This window comes from Pseudomonas sp. S32 (assembly GCF_016648095.1).
GTDB classification, from domain to species: domain Bacteria; phylum Pseudomonadota; class Gammaproteobacteria; order Pseudomonadales; family Pseudomonadaceae; genus Aquipseudomonas; species Aquipseudomonas parafulva.
In genome coordinates, this window is the sequence record NZ_JACVVF010000030.1 from 21,907 (window position 1) to 45,129 (window position 23,223).

The window sequence follows — 23,223 nt, forward strand, 5'->3', positions numbered from 1 at the left end:
AATGCAGGCGGCAATCCACAAGGCTCAAACGCTACGCGCTCTGCTTATGTCTTGCAGCTTGCCGCTTGTAACTTGAAGCTTAAAAATACCCTTGGCGTTTCTTGTCTTCCATGGAGCCAGCGCCATCGTGGTCGATGACCCGGCCTTGGCGCTCGGAAGTGCGCGTCAGGAGCATTTCCTGAATGATGTCGGTGAGCGTCTCGGCTTCCGACTCGACAGCGCCCGTCAGCGGGTAGCAGCCAAGGGTACGGAAACGCACCTTCTTCTTGACGATGCGGGCCTTTTCTTCCTCGGAGAGGTGTTCGAGGATGCGCTCGTCGTCGATCATGATCAGGGTGCCGTTCTTCTCGATCACTTCACGCTCGGCGGCGAAGTACAGCGGCACGATCGGGATGCCTTCGAGGTAGATGTACTGCCAGATGTCCAGCTCGGTCCAGTTCGACAGCGGGAAGACGCGGATCGACTCGCCCTTGTTGACCTTGCCGTTGTACACGTTCCACAGCTCGGGGCGCTGGTTTTTCGGGTCCCAGCGGTGCTTGCTGTCGCGGAACGAGTACACGCGCTCCTTGGCCCGCGACTTCTCTTCGTCGCGGCGCGCACCACCGAAGGCGGCATCGAAGCCGTGCTTGTCCAGTGCCTGCTTCAGGCCCTGGGTCTTCATGATGTCGGTGTGCTTGGAGCTGCCATGGGTGAATGGGTTGATGCCCTGCGCCACCCCTTCAGGGTTGACGTGGGTGATCAGCTCCAGGCCCATTTCCTCGACCATCTTGTCGCGGAAGCGGTACATTTCCTGGAATTTCCAGCGGGTGTCGACGTGCATCACCGGGAACGGCAGCTTGCCCGGGAAGAAAGCCTTGCGCGCCAGGTGCAGCATCACGGCGGAATCCTTGCCGATCGAGTACAGCATCACCGGGTTGTCGAACTCGGCGGCCACCTCGCGGATGATGTGGATGCTTTCCGCCTCCAGCTGTTTCAAGTGCGTCAGTTTGTCGACCATGGCTACTCACGAAAAACGATCTTATGGACGGCCAGCGGGCCGTGTTCGAGCGAGCCACTCTATCACAGCAGATGCTTCTATTTAGGCGGCTGGCTAGATCGAAAGCGTCTAACCATATGACTGGGGGTTTGGGCGTTGCAGGCCAGGCCCTTCGCGGGTAAACCCGCTCTCACAGGGCTGACACGGGCCTTGAATGCTGTGCGATCCCTGTGGGGGCCAGCCTGCCGGCGATGAGGCCGCCAAGGTCAGATAGGGTTCGGGCAATCGATGAACAGGTGCTCCACGGCAAACCGCCGCGCCAGGTAATCACCCAGCGCCTGCACGCCATACCGCTCGGTGGCGTGGTGCCCGGCGGCAATGAAGCTGACCCCATTCTCGCGGGCACTGTGGTACGTCTGCTCCGAAGCCTCACCGGTCAGGTACAGGTCCACCCCTGCGGCAATGGCATCGTCGATGTAGCCCTGCCCACCCCCGGTGCACCAGCCTACCCGGCGAATCATCTGCTCGCCCTCCACCAGCAGCGGCTCACGGCCCAGCACTTCCTGCACCCGGCGGGCAAAGTCGCGGGCGGTCATGGGTTCTGCCAGTGACCCGACCAGCCCGACCACCTTCGGGTTGGCCGGGTCCAGAGCGCCTTCGACAGTGATATCCAGCTGGCGCGCCAGCTGCACGTTGTTACCCACCTCGGGGTGCAGGTCCAGCGGCAGGTGGAACGCCAGCAGGCTGATGTCATGGTTCAGCAGGGTTTTCAGGCGCCGCTGACGAATCCCGGTGATGCAGGGGTTTTCGCCCTTCCAGAAGTAGCCGTGGTGCACCAGCACCAGGTCAGCCTGCGCCTCCACGGCCGCGTCCAGCAACGCCTGGCTGGCAGTCACGCCGCTGACAATACGGCCAACCTGGGGCCGGCCTTCGACCTGCAGGCCGTTGGGGCAATAGTCCTGGACCTTGCTGCTGCCCAGAAAGCGCTCGGCTTCCTCGACCAGGGTATTGAGAGCGACGGCCATTAAATTCTCCTCGAAATCTGCGCATCCCACAGGCACAACGCCGGCTGAACGCCCGTATAATGCCGGCCATTATGGGCCGTCGTCGGCACCGGGGGAACCGGTGCCTGCGCGTGCGGTTCACGTACCCCTGCATGCCCTACTCGGTGGCCCCTGGCCCCCTGCTCTATCCAGGACTCGTTCATGTTCAAGGCGTTGCGTTACTTTGGCTGGCCCCTGCTCACCGGTGTGCTCATTGCCGTGCTGATCATCCAGCGTTTCCCCGAGTGGGTCGGCCTGCCCAGCCAGGATGTCAACCTGCAACAGGCACCCCAGACCACGCGCGTGGTCCAGGGCCCGGTTTCCTACGCTGATGCCGTGACCCTGGCCGCCCCCGCGGTGGTCAACCTGTACACCACCAAAGTGGTGAACAAGAGCTCGCACCCGCTGTTCGAAGACCCGCAGTTCCGCCGCTTCTTCGGGGACAACCTGCCCAAGCAGCGGCGTTGGGAGTCCAGCCTGGGCTCGGCAGTCATCATGAGCCCCGAGGGTTACCTGCTCACCAACAACCACGTCACCAGCGGTGCCGACCAGATCGTCGTGGCCCTGAAAGACGGCCGCGAGACCCTGGCCCGGGTTATCGGCAGCGACCCGGAAACCGACCTGGCGGTGCTGAAGATCGACCTGAAGAAACTGCCGGCCATTACCATCGGCCGCTCCGACACCATCCGTATCGGCGATGTGTCGCTGGCCATCGGCAACCCGTTCGGCGTAGGCCAGACGGTGACCATGGGCATCATCAGCGCCACCGGCCGCAACCAGTTGGGGCTGAACAACTACGAAGATTTCATCCAGACCGACGCGGCGATCAACCCGGGTAACTCCGGCGGTGCACTGGTGGATGCCAATGGCAACCTGATCGGCATCAACACCGCGATCTTCTCCAAGTCTGGCGGCTCCCAGGGCATCGGTTTTGCCATCCCGGTGAAGCTGGCGCTGGAAGTGATGAAGTCGATCGTCGAGCACGGCCAGGTGATCCGTGGCTGGTTGGGTATCGAAGTGCAGCCACTGAGCACCGAACTGGCCGAATCGTTCGGCATGAAAGACCGGCCAGGCATCGTGGTCGCGGGTATATTCCGCGAGGGGCCGGCGGCCAGGGCCGGGTTGCAGCTGGGTGACGTGATTCTGAGCATCAACGGCGAACCGGCCGGTGACGGGCGCAAGTCGATGAACCAGGTGGCGCGCATCAAGCCCAACGAGAAGATCACCATCGAGGTGATGCGCAATGGGCAGCAGTTGAAGCTGGTGGCCGAAGTAGGCCTGAGGCCGCCGCCGGCGCCAGTGGCCAAACAGGAAGAGAAATAGCCTGTAGAGGGGGCTGCAAAGCAGCCCCTGCCTGCATCAATGCAAGATCTGGCTCAGGAACAACCGGGTACGGTCACTGCGCGGCCGGTCGAAGAAATCATCCGGCGCGGCCTGCTCCACAATCTCTCCCTTGTCCATGAAGATCACCCGGTTGGCCACGGTGCGGGCAAAGCCCATCTCGTGGGTAACGCACAGCATGGTCATGCCGTCTTCAGCCAGCCCTACCATGGTATCGAGCACTTCCTTGACCATTTCCGGGTCCAGCGCCGAAGTTGGTTCGTCGAACAGCATGATCTTGGGCTTCATGCACAGGGCACGGGCAATGGCCACCCGCTGCTGCTGGCCACCGGACAACTGCCCCGGGAATTTGTGCGCCTGCTCCGGAATGCGTACCCGCTCCAGGTAGTGCATGGCGATTTCCTCGGCCTTGCGCCGCGGCATCTTGCGTACCCACATGGGCGCCAGGGTGCAGTTTTCCAGAATGCTCAGGTGCGGGAACAGGTTGAAGTGCTGGAACACCATGCCCACCTCGCGGCGGATGGCCTCGATCTGCTTCAGGTCGTTGGTCAGCTCTACCCCGTCGACCACAATGCGCCCCTGCTGATGTTCCTCCAGGCGGTTGAGGCAGCGGATGGTGGTGGACTTGCCCGAACCCGACGGCCCGCACAGCACGATGCGCTCGCCCTGGCGCACGTTCAGGTTGATGTCCTTGAGCACATGGAACTGGCCATACCACTTGTTTACGCCCTGCATCTGGATGATGCCTTCGGGGCCAGCAGGCTGCTTGATCGCTTCACTCATTTCGAAACTCCTAACGCTTGTGGCCAGTGTCCAGCTTGCGCTCCAGATGCATGGAGTAGCGGGACATACCGAAACAGAAAATCCAGAACACCAGGGCCGCGAACACGTAGCCCTCGGTGGCCATACCCAGCCAGGCCGGGTCGGCAGCTGCTTGCTTGACGCTGTTGAGCAGGTCGAACAGGCCGATGATGATCACCAGGCTGGTGTCCTTGAACAGGGCAATGAAAGTGTTGACGATGCCGGGGATCACCAGCTTCAGCGCCTGGGGCAGGATCACCAGGCCCATCGAGCGCCAGTAACCCAGGCCCATGGCCGCCGCAGCCTCGTACTGGCCTTTGGGAATGGCCTGCAAGCCACCGCGCACCACCTCGGCGATATACGCCGACTGGAACAGAATCACACCGATCATGGCCCGCAGCAGCTTGTCGAAGCTCATGCCCTCGGGCAGGAACAACGGCAGCATCACGGACGACATGAACAGCACGGTGATCAGTGGCACGCCGCGCCAGAACTCGATGAAGGTCACACACACCACCTTCACCGCCGGCATGCGCGAGCGCCTGCCCAGCGCCAGCACAATGCCCAGGGGCAAGGCACCGACGATGCCGACCGTGGCGATGACCAGGGTCAGCATCAGCCCGCCCCACTGGCTGGTGGCCACCGTGTCCAGGCCCAGGTAGCCGCCGTGCAGCAGGGTATAGGCCAGCACCGGGTACAGCACCAGGAAGCCCAGGCCGTACACCGCCTTGCGCGGGAAGCGGCTGATGAACAACGGTGCCGCGCCGAGTACCGCCAGCCACACGGTCAGGTCCACCCGCCAGCGCAACTCGGCAGGGTAGTAGCCGTACATGAACTGCCCAAAGCGCTGCTGCACGAACACCCAGCAGGCGCCCTCCTTGGTGCAATCGGCGCGGGTGGTACCCACCCAGTTGGCATCGATTAGCGCCCATTGCAGCAACGGCGGCACAATCAGCCACAGCAGATACACGGCGAACAGGGTGAGCAGTGTGTTGAGCCAGCTGGAAAACAGGTTGGCACGCATCCAGGCGAGCACGCCGACGGTTTTTACCGGTGGCGGGATGTCAGGTTTGAAAACATGGGCATTCACAGGCGTATCCTCACCGCTCGATCAGCGCAATGCGCTTGTTGTACCAGTTCATCAACAGCGAAATGCTGATGCTGATGGCGAGATAGACACTCATGGTGATGGCGATCACCTCAATGGCCTGGCCGGTCTGGTTCAACACCGTGCCGGCAAACAGCGAGACCATTTCCGGGTAGCCGATACCGGCCGCCAGCGACGAGTTCTTGGCCAGGTTCAGGTACTGGCTGGTGAGCGGCGGAATGATCACCCGCAGTGCCTGGGGGATGATCACCTTGCGCAGGGTCGGCCCTTCGCGCAGGCCCAGCGACCGAGCAGCCTCGGTCTGGCCGTGGCTCACCGAACGGATGCCCGAACGCACGATCTCGGCAATGAACGCGGCGGTATAGATGGTCAGCGCCAGGGTCAATGCCAGCAGCTCGGGGATCAGCACCCAGCCACCCACGAAGTTGAAGCCTTTCAACTGCGGCACTTCCCACTGTACAGGGCTGCCGAACAGCAGCACGCAGGCACCGGGGATGACCACGAGCAAGGCCAGGCCCACCCAGAACTTGTGAAAGGGCTCACCTGTTTCTTCGAAACGCCGGTTGGCCCGCCGCACCATCACCACCACGGCCAGCACAGCCAGGGCAACGGCGATGACGAATGGCCAGAAGCCCTCGGCCATGGAGGCCCCCGGCATGTTCAGGCCACGGTTGCTGATGAAGAAGGTATCGTCGATGTTGATGCTGCCCCTGGGCCCCGGCAGCGTGAGAAACACCGCGAAGTACCAGAACAGGATCTGCAGCAGCGGCGGGATGTTGCGGAAGGTTTCCACATACACCGTCGCCAGCTTGTTGATCATCCAGTTCGGCGACAACCGTGCCACACCGATGATGAAGCCAAGAATGGTGGCCAGCACCACGCCGATCAGTGTCACCAGCAGGGTGTTGAGCAAGCCGATGACGAATACCCGGGCGTAGCTGTCCGATTCCACGTAGGGGATCAGGTGCTGGGCGATGCCGAAGCCGGCACTGCGGTCGAGGAAGTCGAAGCCAGAGGTAATGCCGCGGTGTTGCAGGTTGGTTTGCGTGTTGTGAAACAGGTACCAGCCCAGACCCACCACGAAGACGATGGTAAGGATCTGGAACAGCCACGCACGCACACGTGGATCGCTCAGGGATAAACCCTTTTGTGCGCCGATTCGATTTTGCATGAAATGCCCCGGAAGAGAGGGTGCCGAACTGCCTGCGGCGGCAGGATGCCGCCGCAGGGTGCAACCATCAGCGCACAGGTGGCGCGTACTGGATGCCGCCGTTGTTCCACAGGGCGTTCATGCCACGGTCGATCTTCAGGTCGGTGCTCTGGCCCAGGTTCTTCTCGAACACTTCGCCGTAGTTGCCGACTTGCTTGACGATCTGCACTACCCAGTCTTTGGGCAGCTTGAGGTCCTTGCCGTATTCACCGTCGCCACCCAGCAGGCGGGCCACGTCAGGGTTCTTGGTGCCCTTGGCTTCGGCTTCGACGTTCTTGGAGGTGATGCCCGCCTCTTCGGCGTTGAGCATGGCGAACAGCGTCCACTTGACGATGCTGAACCACTCTTCGTCGCCTTTGCGCACCACCGGGCCCAAGGGCTCCTTGGAGATGGTTTCTGGCAGCACTACATACTCGGTGGGTGCGGCCAGCTTGGAACGCTGAGCGAACAGCTGCGACTTGTCAGAGGTCAGTACGTCGCAACGGCCCGACTCCAGCGACTTGGCGCTTTCGTCAGAGGTGTCGAAGGTGATCGGGGTGTATTTCAGGTTGTTGGCGCGGAAGAAGTCGGACACGTTCAGTTCGGTGGTGGTACCTGCCTGGATGCAGATGGTAGCGCCATCGAGTTCCTTGGCGCTGGAAACACCCAGCTTCTTGTTGACCAGGAAACCGACGCCGTCGTAGTAGGTGACACCGGTGAACACCAGGCCCATGCCGGCATCGCGCGAACTGGTCCAGGTGGTGTTGCGCGACAGCACGTCGACTTCGCCCGACTGCAGGGCGGTGAAGCGTTCCTTGGCGTTGAGCTGGCTGAACTTGACCTTGGTCGCATCGCCGAACACCGCCGCCGCTACGGCGCGGCAGACGTCGGCATCGATGCCGATGATCTTGCCCTGGGCATCCGGTACCGAGAAGCCAGGCAAGCCGTCACTCACGCCACACTGGACGAAGCCCTTCTTTTTAACCGCATCGAGAGTGGCACCGGCCTGGGCAGTGCTCACGGCGCCCAGCGCGGCGGCAGCGGTCAGGACTGCCAGGGTGGTTTTCAACATCTTCATTCACTACCTCCACATCGCTCTTGTTGTATCGAGCCGGAATTGCACCGCACCCTTTTGAGGCGCATCCGACCCGTATTGGCTTGTTATTGGGTCAATTGGCGCAATGGGCTGTTCTGTGACAGCCTTCGCTTACAGAGGGTGTTACCGTTCACGGCCTACCCTTTGCATCACAGATGGAATTGCAAAGCGCGTACCAGTTCGCTTGGCTGGAGCGATTAAGCCAGAGTCAAGTGGGTAAAGTTTCAGCGTTGCGACATTCTCGTTCTCGCGCGCTGCACACGCGCTTTATATTCATGCACGCTAACCGCCCAACCGCACACTTTCGGAGCAGCAATGACCGACCCACTGATCCTGGAACCCCAGACCACCGCAGATGCCTGTGTGATCTGGTTGCACGGCCTGGGGGCCGACCGTTACGACTTCCTACCTGTAGCTGAATTCATGCAGGAGCGGCTGAACAGCACGCGCTTCATCATGCCCCAGGCGCCGACCCAGCCGGTCACCATCAACGGCGGCTACGCCATGCCGAGCTGGTACGACATCAAGGCCATGAGCCCGGCCCGCGCCATCGACGAGGCGCAGCTCGACGCGTCGGCCGACCAGGTCATCGCGCTGATCAAGGCCGAGCAGGCCAAGGGCGTCAGCCTGTCACGCATCTTCCTGGCCGGTTTCTCCCAGGGCGGCGCGGTGGTGCTGCACACCGCCTATATAAAGTGGCAGGAGGCCCTGGGCGGGGTGCTGGCACTGTCTACCTACGCGCCCACGTTCAGTGAAGGGCATCAGCTCAGTGCCTGCCAGCAGCGGACCCCGGCGCTGTGCCTGCACGGCGTGCATGACCCGGTGGTGATCCCGTCGATGGGCCGTACCGCCTTCGAATACCTCAATACCTGGGGCATTGCCGCAACCTGGCAGGAGTACCCCATGGAGCACGAGGTGGTGGTCGAGGAGCTGAACGACATCTACCACTGGCTGGCCAGGCAACTTCAATAAGGCACGCCGCCTGTAGTTGTGCGTCAGTTCCACTACGCCGCGCGGGGTTCTTGCATTACACTGCCCGGCGTACATTCCTTAACCAGTTGACGAGACGACCGTGCTCAAGGCACTTAAAAAAATATTCGGCAAGGGAGACGACGCCCCGCAGGCTGTCGCGCCTGCTGCCAGCGTTGCATCGCCCGCGCCCGTTTCCGAGGCCCGTCCAGTAACCCCATCCAAGCCCCCGCGCGCCAAACCTGCCCCCAAGGCCAGCCAGCCGGTGGCAACTGCGCCTGCGGCGGCAACGCCGGCAAAAGAAAAACCGCGCCGCGAGCGCAAGCCCAAGCCGCAGGCCAGCCTGTGGAAGCCGGAAGACTTCGTGGTCGAGCCGCAGGAAGGCAAAACCCGCTTCCATGACTTCAAGCTGTCCAACGAACTGATGCACGCCATCCACGACCTGGGCTTCCCATACTGCACGCCGATCCAGGCACAGGTGCTGGGTTACACCCTGCGTGGGCAGGACGCGATCGGCAGGGCCCAGACTGGTACGGGCAAAACTGCTGCGTTTCTGATCTCGATCATTTCCCAGTTGCAGCAGACCCCACCGCCCAAAGAGCGCTACATGGGCGAACCCCGTGCGCTGATCATCGCGCCCACCCGCGAGCTGGTAGTACAGATCGCCAAGGACGCTGCGGCCCTCACCAAGTACACCGGCCTGAACGTGATGAGCTTCGTCGGTGGCATGGACTTCGACAAGCAACTGAAGGCGCTGGAAGCACGGCACTGCGATATTCTGGTGGCCACCCCAGGCCGGCTGCTGGACTTCAACCAGCGCGGCGAGGTGCACCTGGACATGGTCGAGGTGATGGTGCTGGACGAAGCGGACCGCATGCTGGACATGGGCTTCATCCCCCAGGTACGACAGATCATCCGCCAGACCCCGCCCAAGAGCGAACGCCAGACCTTGCTGTTCTCGGCCACCTTCACTGACGACGTGATGAACCTGGCCAAGCAGTGGACGACCGACCCGGCCATCGTCGAAATCGAGCCCGAGAACGTCGCCAGCGAAACGGTCGAGCAGCACGTGTATGCGGTGGCGGGCAGCGACAAGTACAAGCTGCTGTACAACCTGGTTACCCAAAACGAGTGGGAACGGGTGATGGTGTTCGCCAACCGCAAGGACGAAGTGCGGCGCATCGAGGAAAAACTGGTGCGTGACGGCATCAATGCCGCGCAGCTTTCAGGCGACGTGCCCCAGCACAAGCGTATCCGCACGCTGGAAAACTTCCGTGAAGGGCGCATCACCGTGTTGGTTGCCACCGATGTGGCCGGGCGGGGTATTCACATCGACGGCATCAGCCACGTCATCAACTTCACCTTGCCCGAAGACCCGGACGACTACGTGCATCGTATCGGCCGTACTGGCCGTGCAGGCACCAGTGGTGTGTCGATCAGCTTTGCCGGGGAGGATGACTCGTATCAGTTGCCGGCGATCGAAGAACTGCTGGGCCGCAAGATCAAGTGCGAAATGCCGCCGGATGAACTGCTGCAGCCCGTGCCACGCAAGCATCACTGACCTGTACCCGCGAACCGGGGCATAGCCCCGGCCACCCAACACAGGGCTACCAGCGCCCCGCCGCATCCTGGTCACTCTGCCTGCCCTCGACCCAGCGCGGGCCGTCCCCGGTCATTTCTTTCTTCCAGAACGGCGCCCGGGTTTTCAGGTAATCCATGATGAAGTTGCAGGCATCGAACGCGGCCTGCCGGTGAGCACTGGCCACACCCACAAACACAATGGGCTCGCCCGGCTCCAGTGCACCGATGCGATGCAGCACCTCAATCTTCAGCAGCGGCCAGCGCTGCTGGGCCTCGGCGGCAATCTTGGCCAGGGCCTTCTCGGTCATGCCCGGGTAGTGTTCAAGAAACATCCCCGCCACCTCGCGCCCTTCGTTGAAATCCCGCACGTAGCCGACAAAAGCGACAACCGCCCCCACACCCACGTTGGCCGCGTGCATGGCATTGACTTCCAGCCCCGGGTCGAATGCAGCCTCCTGAACGCGTACAGCCATGTTCAGCCTCCTGTTACCGGCGGGAAGAACGCCACGTCATCGCCCTCTTCCAGCGGCTCATCAAGCTTGCACAGTTCTTCGTTGCGCGCACACATCAGGTTCTGCTCACTCAGCACGTCGTACGGAGCGCCCCTGGCCACCAGCGCCTGACGCACATCGTCGAGCACCGCGAATGCACCTTCGACACGCTCCGCGTCCACCCCCAGCCGTTCGCGGTAACGGGCGAAGTACATCACCTTCACGTTCATCAGCTTTGCACCTTGTAATGGCCACTTTTGCCGCCGAGCTTTTCCAGCAGGCGCACCTGTTCGATGACCATACCCTTGTCTACGGCTTTGCACATGTCATAAAGGGTCAGTGCCGCGACACTGGCCGCCGTCAGCGCTTCCATCTCCACACCGGTCTGCCCGGCCAGCTTGCAGCGGGCGACGATCTTCACCGCATCCTCACCCTCGGCATCAAGCTCCACCTTCACGCTGGTCAGCATCAATGGGTGGCACAACGGGATCAGGTCACTGGTCTTCTTCGCCGCCTGAATGCCGGCGATGCGCGCCACGGCAAACACATCGCCCTTGGGGTGTGCGCCTTCCACGATCATCTGCAAGGTTTGCGGCAGCATGCGCACCCGCGCCTCGGCGGTGGCCTCACGCTCGGTGACGGCTTTTTCAGTGACGTCGACCATGTTGGCCCGCCCCTGGGAATCAAGATGTGTCAGCACTGCTCTGCTCCTGTGAAGGGAGCAACGAGTGTAAACCCGTGGGTCAGCTTTAGGCACGGGTTTGTAGCCGGGCGGGAAGTTGGAGCGGCCTGGGCAGGCCGCCCCGATGTGCCGTTAGATGTGCCGTTACATGTGCGACTCGGCGTACTCGGCCAGCACCGACCGCGGCACACCCTGCAGGGTGATGTGCACGCCGTGGGGGAAGTCCTTGAAGCGCTCGGTGAGGTAGGTAAGGCCAGAGCTGGTGGCGGACAGGTAAGGCGTGTCGATCTGCGCCAGGTTACCCAGGCACACCACCTTGGAGCCGGCACCGGCACGGGTGATGATGGTTTTCATCTGGTGCGGGGTGAGGTTCTGGCATTCATCGATGAGGATCAGGCTCTGCTGGAAGCTGCGCCCACGGATGTAGTTCAGCGACTTGAACTGCAACGGTACCCGCTCGAGGATGTACTCCACGCTGCCATGGGTGCTTTCGTCGTCCATGTGCAAGGCTTCGAGGTTGTCGGTGATCGCACCCAGCCAAGGCTCCATCTTCTCGGCCTCGGTACCCGGCAGGAAGCCGATCTCCTGGTCCAGCCCCTGCACGCTGCGGGTGGCGATGATGCGCCGGTAGCGCTTGCTGACCATGGTCTGCTCGATGGCGGCAGCCAGTGCCAGGATGGTCTTGCCCGAGCCCGCAGCGCCGGTCAGGTTGACCAGGTGGATGTCTGGGTCCAGCAGGGCGAACAGCGCCAGGCTCTGGTGAATATCCCGTGGCTTCAGGCCCCAGGCTTCCTGGTGCAGCAGCGGCTCCTGGTGCAGGTCGAGCAGCAGCAGTTCGTTTTCACGGATGCCTTTGATCCAGCCAACGAAGCCCTGCTCGTCGATGATGAACTCGTTGACGTGCACCGCCGGCAGGTTCTCGGCCAGTTGCACGCGGTGCCAGGTACGGCCACGTTCCTGGCGCGTATCCACCTTGTTCACCCGGTCCCAGAACGAACCTGTGACCGAGTGGTATCCCTTGGACAGCAGCGACACGTCGTCTACCAACTGGTCGGTGCTGTAGTCTTCGGCCGCAATGCCACAGGCGCGGGCCTTCAGGCGCATGTTGATGTCTTTGGTGACCAGCACCACGTCCAGGTCGGTGCGCCGTGCCCGCACTTCCAGCAGCTGGTTGATGATGATGTTGTCGTTGAGGGTTTCCGGCAGCAGGCGATTAGGCTCGTTGCGCGGGGTCATCAGAATGGACAGGAAGCCCTTGGGCCCGCTCTTGCCACGCTGGATGGGTACACCCTGCTCGACCACGCTGGGTGAGGCGTCCCCCAGGGTCTGATCGATCAGGCGGATAGCCTGGCGGCATTCGGCGGCGATGCTCTGTTTGCCGGCCTTGAGCTTGTCGAGTTCCTCCAGCACCGTCATCGGGATGGCGACGTGATGCTCCTCGAAGTTGAGTAATGCGTTAGGGTCGTGAATCAGGACGTTGGTATCGAGCACATAGAGGATTGGCTTGCTGGAGGAAGGGGTGCGTCCTTGGTCATCCATACTCGGTCACCTTATGTCGAAGCCACACGGCGCGGTCTGTTACGCCGCAAAGTGACTGCCGGTCTCCCCGTATCCGCGTTGTTACGGGCGGGAAGCGAACCTGGCCAGGTGAGCCTGTATGACGCCACCTGTGCTGCAGGAATCGGCTGTCTGGTTTCTTCATACCGCAAAAGGCATGACCGGAAAAAGCATTTTTACGCGTTTTTGAAGTTTATTTTTCCGATTGACGAACTGCCCTTGGCGGGGCGGCCAGGCGGGTCTACAGTCAGAAGTCAGATTGCTCATTGTGCATAAGCATATTCCTTGCAGCCCTGCCAGCCGATGCCGCTCTGTGCGGTGTGCTCCAGCAGCCATTGCACGGCCGGCTGGGCTTTGGGCAGGGCATCGTGAAACTGGATCACCCCCTTGCGCCACAGCAGCATCAAGGTCAGCACCCGCTGGGCCGAGGCCTGGGCATCCAGCGCGCCGTCATCCTGGGCGTCGATGTCCCACAGTGACACGCGCAGTTGCTGGCTGGCCATGAACGCGTCCCCATCCGCCCTGCGCTGGCCATAGGGGGGCCGGAACAATGGCACGTATTGCTCAGGCAGGTCTGCCTGCACCCGCCCCTGGCTGCGCCTGAGCGAGTCCTGCCAGCCATTCCACTGCGCGTGGGACCTGTACTCCCAGCCCTGAATACCTACGCACTGCCCGTCATACAACGTGCGCAGGGCGTCGAGCGAGGTGCCCTCGCGACGTTGCTGCAAGCGGTTGCCCAGGACGAAAAACGTCCCTTCCAGCTTCTGCCCGCGCAGGTAGTCGGCCAACGTATCGGTACTGCCACCCACCGGCCCCGGCCCACCGACGAAGGTGAGCAGAAACAGCCGGTCGTTCAGTTCGTCGCCGTTGCGCTCGGCCGGTGACAGCCGCTCCACCTCACTGCTGGTTTGCGGCATCAATGCCGCCTTGCGCAGCTGCTCGTCCAGGTAGCGCACATGGAAGCGGTGGCTGGGTTCGACCCAGCCGGTGTAGAACGCGCCAACATCGGCAGCGAAGGTAGCGGCTTGCGTGCGCAGTTCTGCCATGGAGGTGACGGCGTAACAGAACGAGGCATCCTGCTCGCAACTGCGCTGGGCCTGCTGGTAACCGCTCCACAGGCGCTGCCACATGCGCGCCCGCACCAGGCGCACCTTGTGCAGGTTGATCTGGCGCAGCCCCAGCCGCGCCGCCAGCGCCGCATCGTCGAGCAGCTCGCTTTCATGCAGCACCTGGGCAAACGACAGTATCTCGGCACGCGACGCCACGTCGAACAGCACCGGGCTGTCCAACTGCTCGGGCCACAGGCTGCGGTCCAGGCTCACCTGGTCGCTGGGCGCGGCGTGCACGGCCACGCTCAGCAGCGCGGCCAGCAGGGCTGAGGCTATGCGCACGGTCCAAGGCTCCCCAATGGCAAAACAGGCACTATAGCGCCTGCACGGTCCATGAGCGCCCACTATCGTCGCCATAGTTTGGACTTGCCACGCCCAGCCCGTAGAATTCACGGTCAATGATGCCAGGAGCCGACCCGATGCTGACGGTGATTTCCCCCGCCAAGACCCTCGACTACGACACCCCGCCGGTGACCGAGCGTTTCACCCTGCCCGCTTACCTCGACGACTCGCAGGAATTGATCGGGCAACTGCGCGAACTGAGCCCGGCGCAGATCAGCGAACTGATGCACCTCTCCGACAAGCTTGCCGGCCTGAACGCCGCCCGCTTCGGCAGCTGGACGCCGCACTTCACCCCACAGAACGCCAAGCAGGCGTTGCTGGCCTTCAAGGGCGACGTGTACACCGGGCTGGCTGCCGAAACTCTGGGCGAAGACGACTTCACCTTCGCCCAGGGCCACTTGCGCATGCTCTCGGGCCTGTACGGCCTGCTGCGCCCGCTGGACCTGATGCAACCCTACCGCCTGGAGATGGGCACCAAGCTGGCCAACGCCCGCGGCAAGGACTTGTACGCCTTCTGGGGCACCCGCATCAGCGAATGGCTGAACCAGGCCCTGGCCGAACAGGGCGACGACGTGCTGCTGAACCTGGCCAGCAACGAGTATTTCAGCGCAGTGAAGCGCAGCGCGTTGAACGCCCGGGTGATCAACGTGGACTTCAAGGACTTGAAGAACGGCCAATACAAGATCATCAGCTTCTACGCCAAGAAAGCCCGCGGCATGATGACCCGCTTCGCCATCGAAGAGCGCATCAGCGACCCAGCGCAGCTCAAGCAGTTCGATGTGCAGGGGTACTACTACAGTGCCGAGCAGTCGAAAGCGGATCACCTGGTGTTTTTGCGGGATCAGCCAGGCGAGTGAGCCCGGTTGCGAGCGGGCTGGTGTCAGGGCAGTCGCACGTACCCTGACCTCAGCCCGGCCACTTCCAACCCCTGTGGCCATATCGAGCCAATGCTCACCGGCACCTTGCTCGGCAACTGGTTGGGGTGCTCACGGAACCACACATAACTCAGCCCTGCCTTGTCTTGCTCGACGGCATCGGGTGGCACTACCCATACCCGGTCCTTGCTCGAAACCAGCACTTCAACCTGGGCACTCATGCCCAAGCGCAGAGGTCGGCCGGGCTCCAGCGAAGGCAGATCGATGTCCGCCACCAGGTCGTACCAGGCGTCTTGCGCACCTTCGGTTCTGGGCAGCTGTGCAATGTGGGCAACCCGGCCTTGGAAAACCTGCCCGGCGACTGTAACCCGGGCCAGCTGGCCTTCATGAACGGTAGGCAGGTCCTGTTGCTCGACCGCTGCCAGTACCTGGATCTGACCAAGGTCAATCAATTCAACCAAAGGCGTGCCCCTCGACACAGGCAGGCCTGGCTGCAACCGCTGTGACGCGTTGGCGCCTGATGCTGTGGCATTCACCACCAGCGCGCTGAACGGCGCCTTGACCTCCTGTTGCTCACGCAAGGCGACCAGCGCGGTTCTGTGTGCCTGGGCATTGGCAAGCTCCATGCGCGCTACACGCAGGGCATCCCCTTGCCCTTGCGCCAGTGTTTGCTCAAGGTCCTGTTCGGCATCCAGCAGCAACTGATGCTGGCTCTCGACTTGCTGGGCAAGGTTGCGCACCTCCATGCCGGCGACGATGCCCCGCTCGAACAAGCGTTGGTTTTCGTCCAGAGCGGCGCGGCTTGCGGCCAGCGCGTTGCGCGCGCTCGCCAACATCCGGCGGGCCCTCGCAACTTCAGGGCCGGCGACCCATGCCTCAAGCGTTGCCGTATTGGCGCGGGCCTTCAACCACGTAGCCTCCGCCTGCCGCAGCTGGACTGCCAGCTGAGCGGTATCCAGCCTGAACAGCGTGTCACCTGTTTTCACATGCTGGCCATGCGTAACCGCAACGGCTGCCATTACACCGTCGAACGGAGCTGCCACGATGATCCGCCTGGCAGCTTGCAGTCGCCCGGCCAGGCCCAGCCATTGTTGCAGGCTCTGGGGCTCGATCTGCACCCAGCGCTCGGCGTCCACAGGTGCGCGCCAAGGCCATGCATACCAAAAACCGCTGCCGGTTATCGCGAGCAACAGGCACATCACCTTTCGCCAGTCAGTCATGCAGTTCCACACCCCAACGCTCAAGCGTGGCGCCCAGTATCTGATCGAGAATGGCCTGGCCATTGAGGTAGGCAACGGCCGCATCCAGGCGGGCATCCTGGGCGTGGCGCAGGTCGTTCTCGAAGCTGAGCACCTCGAAATTGCTCGAGCGCCCCAGTGTGAGTTTTTCCTGCTCGATATCGAGCTTGCGCCTGGACAGCGTCAGTGCCCGCCCCGCGATCTCCAGCTGGCGCCATCGCACCTGTAGATCCCGTACGGCGTCGGCTACATCGCGCTGCAACTGCTGCTCGGCCTCGGCCTGGAGCAGATCGTGGCTCTGCAGGGCGGCCTGAGCTTGCACCTGTACCTGCCGCCGTCGCAGGTCGCCGATGGGTATGTCCAGCTCAAGGCCTACATAACGTTCCCAACTCAACTGATGGGCGCTGCGCTCCCTCGCTTGGCTCGCGCCGGCTATCAAGGACAGGTCCCACCATTGCTGGTCGTTGGCAACCATCAGGTCCAGGGCAAGCAGTTCGCCGGTGATCAGTTGCATCAGGTAGGCAGGTTGCAAGGCCCGGGCGCTGACCAGTGCCTGCCCAGCATCGATCTGCACCTGATGTATCTCCAGCTCATCGACGGCAACCAGCGGTGTGGATAAGTCCACAGCCAAGGCCTGGGCCAGCGCAAGGCGGCTTTCCTGCAGGTGGTTGCGGCTGCTTTCCTGTGCCAGCTCCCGGTTGGCCACTTCAGCTTCGGCCTGAACGATATCGAACGCCGCCATGCGCCCGGCAACAATCAAGGCCTGGTTTACCTGCACCAGTTGCCGGGCACGCACCACGCCCTGCTCAGCTATTTTCAGTTGCTCCTGGGCCCGCAACAACGCCCGGTAGAGAACAATCACCTGGCTGATGGTTTGCCCAATGGTGTCCTTGAGTGCCAACCTGTTGCGCTGCTCGAACAGCTGCGCTTGCCGCAAAGGTGCCCCTGCGACTTTCCGGCCTGCCCCCCGCAACAACGGCTGAATCACCATGAGGTTGGCCCCATCCCGGTACTGTGGCCTGCCCCCGTCGGTTTGAGCATGCCCATAGGCCCAGTCCAGGCTGAAGCGCGTTCCGTAAGGGGTCAGCAAGCTGGCACTGGGTGCCAGCTCGGTATCCTTTCGCCGTACCTGCTGATCCCGACTGCGTCGATAGCGCGCCTTGAGGGACAGCTGCGGTGCGTATTGATAGTGCGCTACCCGCAGGTCGAACTTTTCCGCTACGCGCTGGAGATGGGCGCTGCGGATGGCGCGGTTGTTACGCAAAGCCAACGCTACGGCATCGTCCAGGTGCAGCGCCACTGCACGCGCTTGCGCAGTTGCAAGCGCACTGACACCTTCAGCAACGGCCGCAGGCGACAGTACCAGCATGCAGGCTACTACCCGCCAGTCAATCTTCATGCAGGGCCTCTACTGGCAGTAAACGTGCAGCCCCAAGCGCGGGATACAGCCCTGCCGCCAAGCCTGCAAACAGCGAGCTGGCGATGCCTGACGGAACCGAAGCAGGGGCTATCGAAGGCGGCCAACCGGACAACCATGCGAACAGCCAGCCCGCCAGGATCCCTGCCACGGCGCCGCACACTGCCCCTGTGCACGACAACAACAACGCTTCGAGCAAAAACGACCAACCGATGTCCCGAGCCCGCGCCCCTAATGCCAGGCGAAGACCGATTTCTCGGCGCCGTTCGCCTACGCTCATGAGCATTACGTTCATCACGCCGACCCCCCCCAGCAGCAGAGCGATGCCGGCGAACCCCGAAAGCAGCCAGGCAAGCATTCGGGACTGCCCAGCCATCCCTTCCAGTAACTGGATTGGCAGCCTTACAGTGATATCGTGATGCGGCAATTGTGCTCGCAGGTGTGCCCCGAGGTGTTCGGCGGCCAGCGCCAACGATTGCGAGTCACGCCCCCTTGCCAGCACCAGGCCCACCTCAGGCGCAGGCACCAGTCGGCGTATACCTGACAATGGCATGAGCACGGCCTGATCCAGCATGACGGGGAGCAGCGGGTTATCACCTGTCCTCGCCATAACGCCTATGACGTCGAACACATACTGCCCCATCTGCAGCCTGTCACCTGATCTGGCGCCTAATTGCGCAGCCAGCTGGTTGCCCACCAGCACGTGCAATGCGCGCCCGTCATATTGAGACAGCAGGCGACCTTCTCCAGGGCGCAGTTGCAATACACGGGCAAGTTCCTCGCGGCTGCCGATGACCATCGCATCCACCTGCCGCCCTTTCAGCCGAACACGGGTCGCGGCCACGACGACCGGCGCTGCCGCTTTCACCAGGTCCGACACACCCGTCAGATCCGGCTCTGTCAGCCCGCCTGCCAGCCCCTCATGTGAAAGCTCGGCAACCATCAGTTCGCTGCCAAGGCCTTCGAACAGCAAGCGCGCGTGCTGAGCGGCGCCGTGCCCCATATTGAGCAGGGCCACCACGGCGGCGCAGCCTACTCCGATACCCAGCAACGCCAGCCAAGCCCTGCGACCCATCAATCTGATGTTGAACAGTGCCTCGCTGAACCGGTGCGACCAACTCGGGCCGTAAACGTCAGGCATCCGTCAGCCGCCCCTGCTCTACCCGCAGACACCGCTGAAGTTGCTGCGCCATCCCAAGGTCATGGGTGACCATCAGCAGCGTGGTTCCCAGCTCCTGATTCAACCTGAGCAACAGGCGCAGAACCTCTTTCCCCGTCTGGGTATCCAGGCTGCCGGTAGGCTCGTCCGCCACCAATAACCGGGGCTCGGTTACCAAAGCCCGGGCGATGGCAACACGCTGGCGCTGGCCACCCGATAGCTCGGCAGATCGTTGCGGGCCAAGTTCGCCAATACCTACCGCCTCCAGTTGGTTCTGGGCGAGCACCCGGGCTGCTGGCAGGCGCAACCCACGGTAGGAAAGCGGCAGCGCGACGTTATCCAGGGCGGACAGACGCGGCAGCAGGTTAAAGCTCTGGAAGACGAACCCGATCAGACGATTGCGCACGACAGCGCACTGGTCGGCGCTGGCCCCTGTCATATCATTACCCACCAACTGCACACGGCCAGAGCACGGCCTGTCCAGCAGACCGATCAGGTTCAACAGCGTACTTTTGCCTGAACCGGATGGGCCGACAATGGCGCACGTTTGCCCACTTGGAACAACAAGGTTGACGTCCTTGAGCACGGGCAACCCGGCATGGAAGCGGCTCACCTCGGTGAGGCTCACGATGGCGCTCATGCGGGGCCTCCGGGCTTGATCGATGGATCAATCGGCGAATGCGCTTTTTCAGCCTCATCTTCGAGTTTACGCACCGTTTTCAAGATCACTTCGATCAGCGGATCGTCTTCGCTGCTTTGTCGCTGGTCCGTTTTGCCGATCAGCAGCGTTAGATCGATTTCATAGTTACCAAAGCCTGCCTCCATAATGGGGGGCAAGGCTTTGTAATAAGCAATAACTTCACGGATGGTTTCATCCTGATAACCCGTGCTTTGATATTCAGCACGCGCTTTTTCGACAATAGCGCTTGACCACAGTGAATAGCGATGCCCCAGTTCTCTGCTGGCTGCAAGCCGCTCGTTATATGTAAAATCCCCTCCCTCATCGTAGCCAATCAGCGACAGCTGTTCGAGGGTCAATGCTTTGAAGGGATTATCGCCTCGCCCATTCACGAAAGCGGTCGCTTGTTCAGCGCGTGCCAAGCGTTCCTGATCGTCAGTATCCGGTACAAAGGCATCATGAAGAGGCTTGGTCAACCTGTAGCCGACCCCGCCGAGATCCATCTGAATCCGCGCGCCCAACGTTGCCAACTCTTGGCGGCTTAACTGACTGTCCCTGACCGCGGCACGCTCTGCAGCGCCGGCGAGCTGACGAGATAGCACAGACAAAGCAAGTTTTGTGTCGACCTCGTTACTGAAACTACCCGTACGTTGACTTGACACTTCACGAGAGCGGGGAAGTGCGTTGATATTGAGCAAGGGGGCGCCTGACGCAGCATTAATATCGCTTATCTTTGACATAGATCCAACCTGGCTGATGATTCAATCCTGATGTAATACAAGCCTGCGCAGTTGCATCACTCATGATCGCTATACACGAGCGATGCAACGCGACTTGACTACTTCATGGTGAACTCAGCCCTCCATGAATAGTTAGCGCTGAACCCAGAATTCACTGCGGTGCAAGTTGCACCGCCAGTGGGCGTTGCAGTCTTGTTCCACTTGGGTTGCTTGACCCCTCCAGACATCATCATCACGAACGTGGTGCTGAATGCACACACCTTACGCCCCACCGAATAACGGAGCATGGCGCCATTCGTATCGGGGCTGACCAATCGTTGCACCCTAAAGGTTATGGAGGACCCAGGCTGTACTTCCTGAGCGGGCGTGGGTACCGCAATCTGGTACGTACTCGTCTCATTGGCATTCGTCAGCTGAAGCTTCACCGGCTCAGTGCCAAGGTTCCTGAAGGTCACTTCGACAGGTGGCCCGGCAAGCGCTGTACTCGCCGCAAGCAATGCGGCCGCCCCACAAAGGGTTCGGGTAAATGTTTTCATCGGTATCAAGCCTCGTCTCTTCCCTGTGGTTATGGGTGAGACGCCGTCATGGCAATAGCCACGGGCTGCCTGAGACGCTCCTTCGTACACAGTCATCCTCGACGACGTCCAGTGTGATTGACGGCCATCGTGATAAAAACCTTAGCGTCCGAAGGGTCTTCAGTCGTAACAGGATATGCAAGCGAACCGCTAAACCTGCGTCAGCGCTACAGAAATTTGACGCCAAAAAATAAACATCACTGTGAAAATTTCATAACGCCATCATACCGCTTAACCCTTTTTGCAATTTTTTTATTAAAAAGATACCGATACTGGCACAAATACATCTCGATACAATTTCACCCCGTCTATACGGGGGTCCCATCGAACAGTGCTATCAAATTGAAACCACCTGATGATGATCGATATCTGAAAGATCCTTCATGCCAACCAATCCCACCGCGGAACTTACCTTCCTGAGGCCGCTCATAACGCCGTAACGATTTTCATGCCCCCGGGTTGTGAGAAATGACGTACAGATGAGCAGGCAGGCTTAAACGCCTCAACCTGAAACTTTCGACCGGCCAGGCGACCGCGTTCGCAACGGCTGTTCATGCAGGAGAAACGCGCCCAACACATCGTCCATGTGGTTGATTTCAAAGGTTTTTTCAACTTGAAAGAACAAGCACTGCAGCGCGCCAGGTAGCGCACTGCAATAAAGACGACGACAGACCAGGGCCTGTTTTTAATTAACGGCTTAATGCTGCCTACTTGCAGTGCATCTACAAATGCGCTGAACAACTTACTTTATCTGCGCTTGGCGAAGTGTGCATCTGCCACGCCCCCTTGCGCCCAGAAATTGCAGTTGATCAACCCCGTTCGACGCTGGCGAACAGTGTCGGCATGATAAACACATGAGGTGATAGCGATGCGTATCAGCATCTTTGGTTTGGGTTATGTAGGTGCAGTCTGTGCAGGCTGCCTCACGGCACGTGGCCATGAAGTGATCGGTGTGGACGTGTCCGCTACCAAGATCGACCTGATCAATCACGGCAAGTCGCCCATCGTCGAGCCGGGCCTGGAAACGCTGCTGCAACAGGGTATCGCCAATGGCCGCCTGCGCGGCACCACCGACTTTGCCGAAGCCATCCGCGCCACTGACGTGTCGATGATCTGCGTGGGTACGCCGAGCAAGAAAAACGGCGACCTGGGCCTGGAGTACATCGAGTCGGTGTGCCGTGAAATCGGCTATGTGCTGCGTGAAAAGGCCAGCCGCCACACCATCGTGGTCCGCAGCACCGTGTTGCCGGGTACCGTGAAGAACGTGGTCATCCCGATTCTGGAAGACTGCTCGGGCAAACGCGCCGGCATCGACTTCGGCGTGGCGGTGAACCCGGAGTTCCTGCGTGAAAGCACCGCCATCAAGGACTACGACCAGCCGCCCATGACCGTCATCGGTGAACTGGACAGCGCCAGCGGCGACGTGCTGCAGGCCCTGTACGAGGAGCTGGATGCCCCGGTCATCCGCAAGTCGGTCGAAGTGGCCGAGATGATCAAGTACACCTGCAATGTGTGGCATGCCACCAAGGTCACGTTCGCCAACGAGATCGGCAACATTGCCAAGGCCGTGGGCGTGGATGGCCGCGAAGTGATGGAAGTGGTGTGCCAGGACAAGGCGCTCAACCTGTCCCAGTACTACATGCGCCCTGGCTTCGCCTTCGGCGGCTCGTGCCTGCCCAAGGACGTGCGCGCCCTCACCTACCGCGCCGCCAGCCTAGACGTGAAGGCGCCGCTGCTGGACTCGCTGATGCGCAGCAACGAATCCCAGGTGCAGAACGCCTTCGACATGATCGAAAGCCACGACAAGCGCAAGGTCGCCCTGCTGGGCCTGAGCTTCAAGGCAGGCACCGACGACCTGCGCGAAAGCCCACTGGTGGAACTGGCCGAACGCCTGATCGGCAAAGGCTACCAGCTCGATATCTATGACGAGAACGTGCAGTACGCCCGCGTCCACGGGGCCAACAAGGAGTACATCGAGTCGAAGATCCCGCACGTGTCCTCGCTGCTCAACGCCGACTTCCAGAAGGTGATCGACAACGCCGACATCATCGTGCTGGGCAACCGTGACGAGCAGTTCCGCGCCCTGGCTCAAAAGGCACCGGCGGGCAAACAGGTGATCGACCTGGTGGGCTTCATGAGCAAGCCAACCAGCGCCCAAGGCCGTACCGAAGGCATCTGCTGGTAACGGCCGGGCCACGCGACGCGGGCACCTCCCCGCGTTGCCTCTACTTCTGAATTCTCCACGGATGCTGAAC

At 61.5% G+C, this 23,223-nt stretch carries 21 protein-coding genes; 5 read left to right on the forward strand and 16 right to left on the reverse strand.

Features of this window, described 5'->3' with window-relative positions:
- Positions 1-79: 79 nt before the first annotated feature.
- Both cysD and IAE38_RS16555 read right to left on the reverse strand, forming a co-directional pair.
- Entirely contained in the window at positions 80-997 is a 918-nt protein-coding gene (cysD, locus tag IAE38_RS16550; protein WP_028635217.1) for a sulfate adenylyltransferase subunit CysD, read from the reverse strand.
- A gap of 245 nt (positions 998-1,242) precedes the next feature.
- Complete coding sequence (locus tag IAE38_RS16555) at positions 1,243-2,001, reverse strand: Nif3-like dinuclear metal center hexameric protein (RefSeq protein WP_060483249.1); 759 nt, start codon at positions 1,999-2,001, stop codon at positions 1,243-1,245.
- 180 nt (positions 2,002-2,181) lie between these two features.
- Here IAE38_RS16555 and algW point away from each other — a divergent pair, with 180 nt between their 5' ends.
- A complete protein-coding gene (algW, locus tag IAE38_RS16560; protein ID WP_028635219.1) occupies positions 2,182-3,342 on the forward strand; it encodes a Do family serine endopeptidase AlgW in 1,161 nt (386 codons plus the stop codon).
- A 36-nt stretch (positions 3,343-3,378) separates the two neighbouring features.
- Here algW and IAE38_RS16565 read toward each other — a convergent pair whose 3' ends face one another.
- The 4 genes from IAE38_RS16565 to IAE38_RS16580 form a co-directional block, all read right to left on the reverse strand.
- Complete coding sequence (locus IAE38_RS16565; RefSeq protein WP_028635220.1) at positions 3,379-4,143, reverse strand: amino acid ABC transporter ATP-binding protein; 765 nt, start codon at positions 4,141-4,143, stop codon at positions 3,379-3,381.
- Between the two features lie 10 nt (positions 4,144-4,153).
- On the reverse strand, positions 4,154-5,251 hold the full coding sequence (locus IAE38_RS16570; protein ID WP_201218325.1) for an amino acid ABC transporter permease: 1,098 nt from the start codon (positions 5,249-5,251) through the stop codon (positions 4,154-4,156).
- Between the two features lie 10 nt (positions 5,252-5,261).
- Positions 5,262-6,440 carry an amino acid ABC transporter permease gene (locus IAE38_RS16575; protein ID WP_028635222.1) on the reverse strand — a complete coding sequence of 393 codons (1,179 nt, stop codon included), beginning with the start codon at positions 6,438-6,440 and terminating at the stop codon, positions 5,262-5,264.
- Positions 6,441-6,507: 67 nt separating this feature from the next.
- Positions 6,508-7,536, reverse strand: a complete 1,029-nt coding sequence (locus IAE38_RS16580; protein WP_028635223.1) for an amino acid ABC transporter substrate-binding protein — start codon at positions 7,534-7,536, stop codon at positions 6,508-6,510.
- Positions 7,537-7,869: 333 nt separating this feature from the next.
- Here IAE38_RS16580 and IAE38_RS16585 point away from each other — a divergent pair, with 333 nt between their 5' ends.
- Entirely contained in the window at positions 7,870-8,526 is a 657-nt protein-coding gene (locus IAE38_RS16585) for an alpha/beta hydrolase (protein ID WP_028635224.1), read from the forward strand.
- 100 nt (positions 8,527-8,626) lie between these two features.
- Positions 8,627-10,084, forward strand: a complete 1,458-nt coding sequence (rhlB, locus tag IAE38_RS16590; RefSeq protein ID WP_201218327.1) for an ATP-dependent RNA helicase RhlB — start codon at positions 8,627-8,629, stop codon at positions 10,082-10,084.
- A 46-nt stretch (positions 10,085-10,130) separates the two neighbouring features.
- Here the strand turns inward: rhlB and moaE are convergent, their stop codons facing one another.
- The 5 genes from moaE to IAE38_RS16615 form a co-directional block, all read right to left on the reverse strand.
- Positions 10,131-10,577 carry a molybdopterin synthase catalytic subunit MoaE gene (gene moaE, locus IAE38_RS16595; protein WP_201165061.1) on the reverse strand — a complete coding sequence of 149 codons (447 nt, stop codon included), beginning with the start codon at positions 10,575-10,577 and terminating at the stop codon, positions 10,131-10,133.
- 2 nt (positions 10,578-10,579) lie between these two features.
- Entirely contained in the window at positions 10,580-10,825 is a 246-nt protein-coding gene (locus IAE38_RS16600) for a MoaD/ThiS family protein (RefSeq protein ID WP_201165060.1), read from the reverse strand.
- Positions 10,825-11,295 carry a cyclic pyranopterin monophosphate synthase MoaC gene (moaC, locus tag IAE38_RS16605; RefSeq protein WP_201218328.1) on the reverse strand — a complete coding sequence of 157 codons (471 nt, stop codon included), beginning with the start codon at positions 11,293-11,295 and terminating at the stop codon, positions 10,825-10,827. The genes IAE38_RS16600 and moaC overlap by 1 nt, the downstream gene beginning before the upstream one ends.
- 126 nt (positions 11,296-11,421) lie before the next feature.
- Positions 11,422-12,816, reverse strand: a complete 1,395-nt coding sequence (locus IAE38_RS16610) for a PhoH family protein (RefSeq protein WP_028635229.1) — start codon at positions 12,814-12,816, stop codon at positions 11,422-11,424.
- Between the two features lie 281 nt (positions 12,817-13,097).
- Complete coding sequence (locus tag IAE38_RS16615; RefSeq protein ID WP_028635230.1) at positions 13,098-14,225, reverse strand: polysaccharide deacetylase family protein; 1,128 nt, start codon at positions 14,223-14,225, stop codon at positions 13,098-13,100.
- Between the two features lie 137 nt (positions 14,226-14,362).
- On the opposite strand from IAE38_RS16615, the gene yaaA reads away from it, so the two are divergent.
- Positions 14,363-15,142, forward strand: coding sequence for a peroxide stress protein YaaA (gene yaaA, locus IAE38_RS16620; protein ID WP_201165054.1), 780 nt, complete (start codon positions 14,363-14,365; stop codon positions 15,140-15,142).
- 23 nt (positions 15,143-15,165) lie between these two features.
- On the opposite strand, the gene IAE38_RS16625 is transcribed toward yaaA, so the two are convergent.
- The 5 genes from IAE38_RS16625 to IAE38_RS16645 are packed head-to-tail and all read right to left on the reverse strand — an operon-like array spanning position 15,166 to position 20,393.
- On the reverse strand, positions 15,166-16,380 hold the full coding sequence (locus tag IAE38_RS16625) for an HlyD family secretion protein (protein ID WP_201218329.1): 1,215 nt from the start codon (positions 16,378-16,380) through the stop codon (positions 15,166-15,168).
- A complete protein-coding gene (locus tag IAE38_RS16630) occupies positions 16,373-17,797 on the reverse strand; it encodes a TolC family protein (RefSeq protein ID WP_201218330.1) in 1,425 nt (474 codons plus the stop codon). The genes IAE38_RS16625 and IAE38_RS16630 overlap by 8 nt, the downstream gene beginning before the upstream one ends.
- Positions 17,787-18,956: an ABC transporter permease gene (locus IAE38_RS16635; RefSeq protein WP_201218331.1), complete on the reverse strand. Its 1,170-nt coding sequence runs from the start codon at positions 18,954-18,956 to the stop codon at positions 17,787-17,789. The genes IAE38_RS16630 and IAE38_RS16635 overlap by 11 nt, the downstream gene beginning before the upstream one ends.
- Positions 18,949-19,614, reverse strand: coding sequence for an ABC transporter ATP-binding protein (locus IAE38_RS16640; RefSeq protein WP_201218333.1), 666 nt, complete (start codon positions 19,612-19,614; stop codon positions 18,949-18,951). The genes IAE38_RS16635 and IAE38_RS16640 overlap by 8 nt, the downstream gene beginning before the upstream one ends.
- A complete protein-coding gene (locus tag IAE38_RS16645; protein ID WP_201218334.1) occupies positions 19,611-20,393 on the reverse strand; it encodes a hypothetical protein in 783 nt (260 codons plus the stop codon). The genes IAE38_RS16640 and IAE38_RS16645 overlap by 4 nt, the downstream gene beginning before the upstream one ends.
- A gap of 1,443 nt (positions 20,394-21,836) precedes the next feature.
- On the opposite strand from IAE38_RS16645, the gene IAE38_RS16650 reads away from it, so the two are divergent.
- Positions 21,837-23,153: a nucleotide sugar dehydrogenase gene (locus tag IAE38_RS16650; RefSeq protein ID WP_028635233.1), complete on the forward strand. Its 1,317-nt coding sequence runs from the start codon at positions 21,837-21,839 to the stop codon at positions 23,151-23,153.
- The last annotated feature ends 70 nt before the right edge of the window (positions 23,154-23,223 follow it).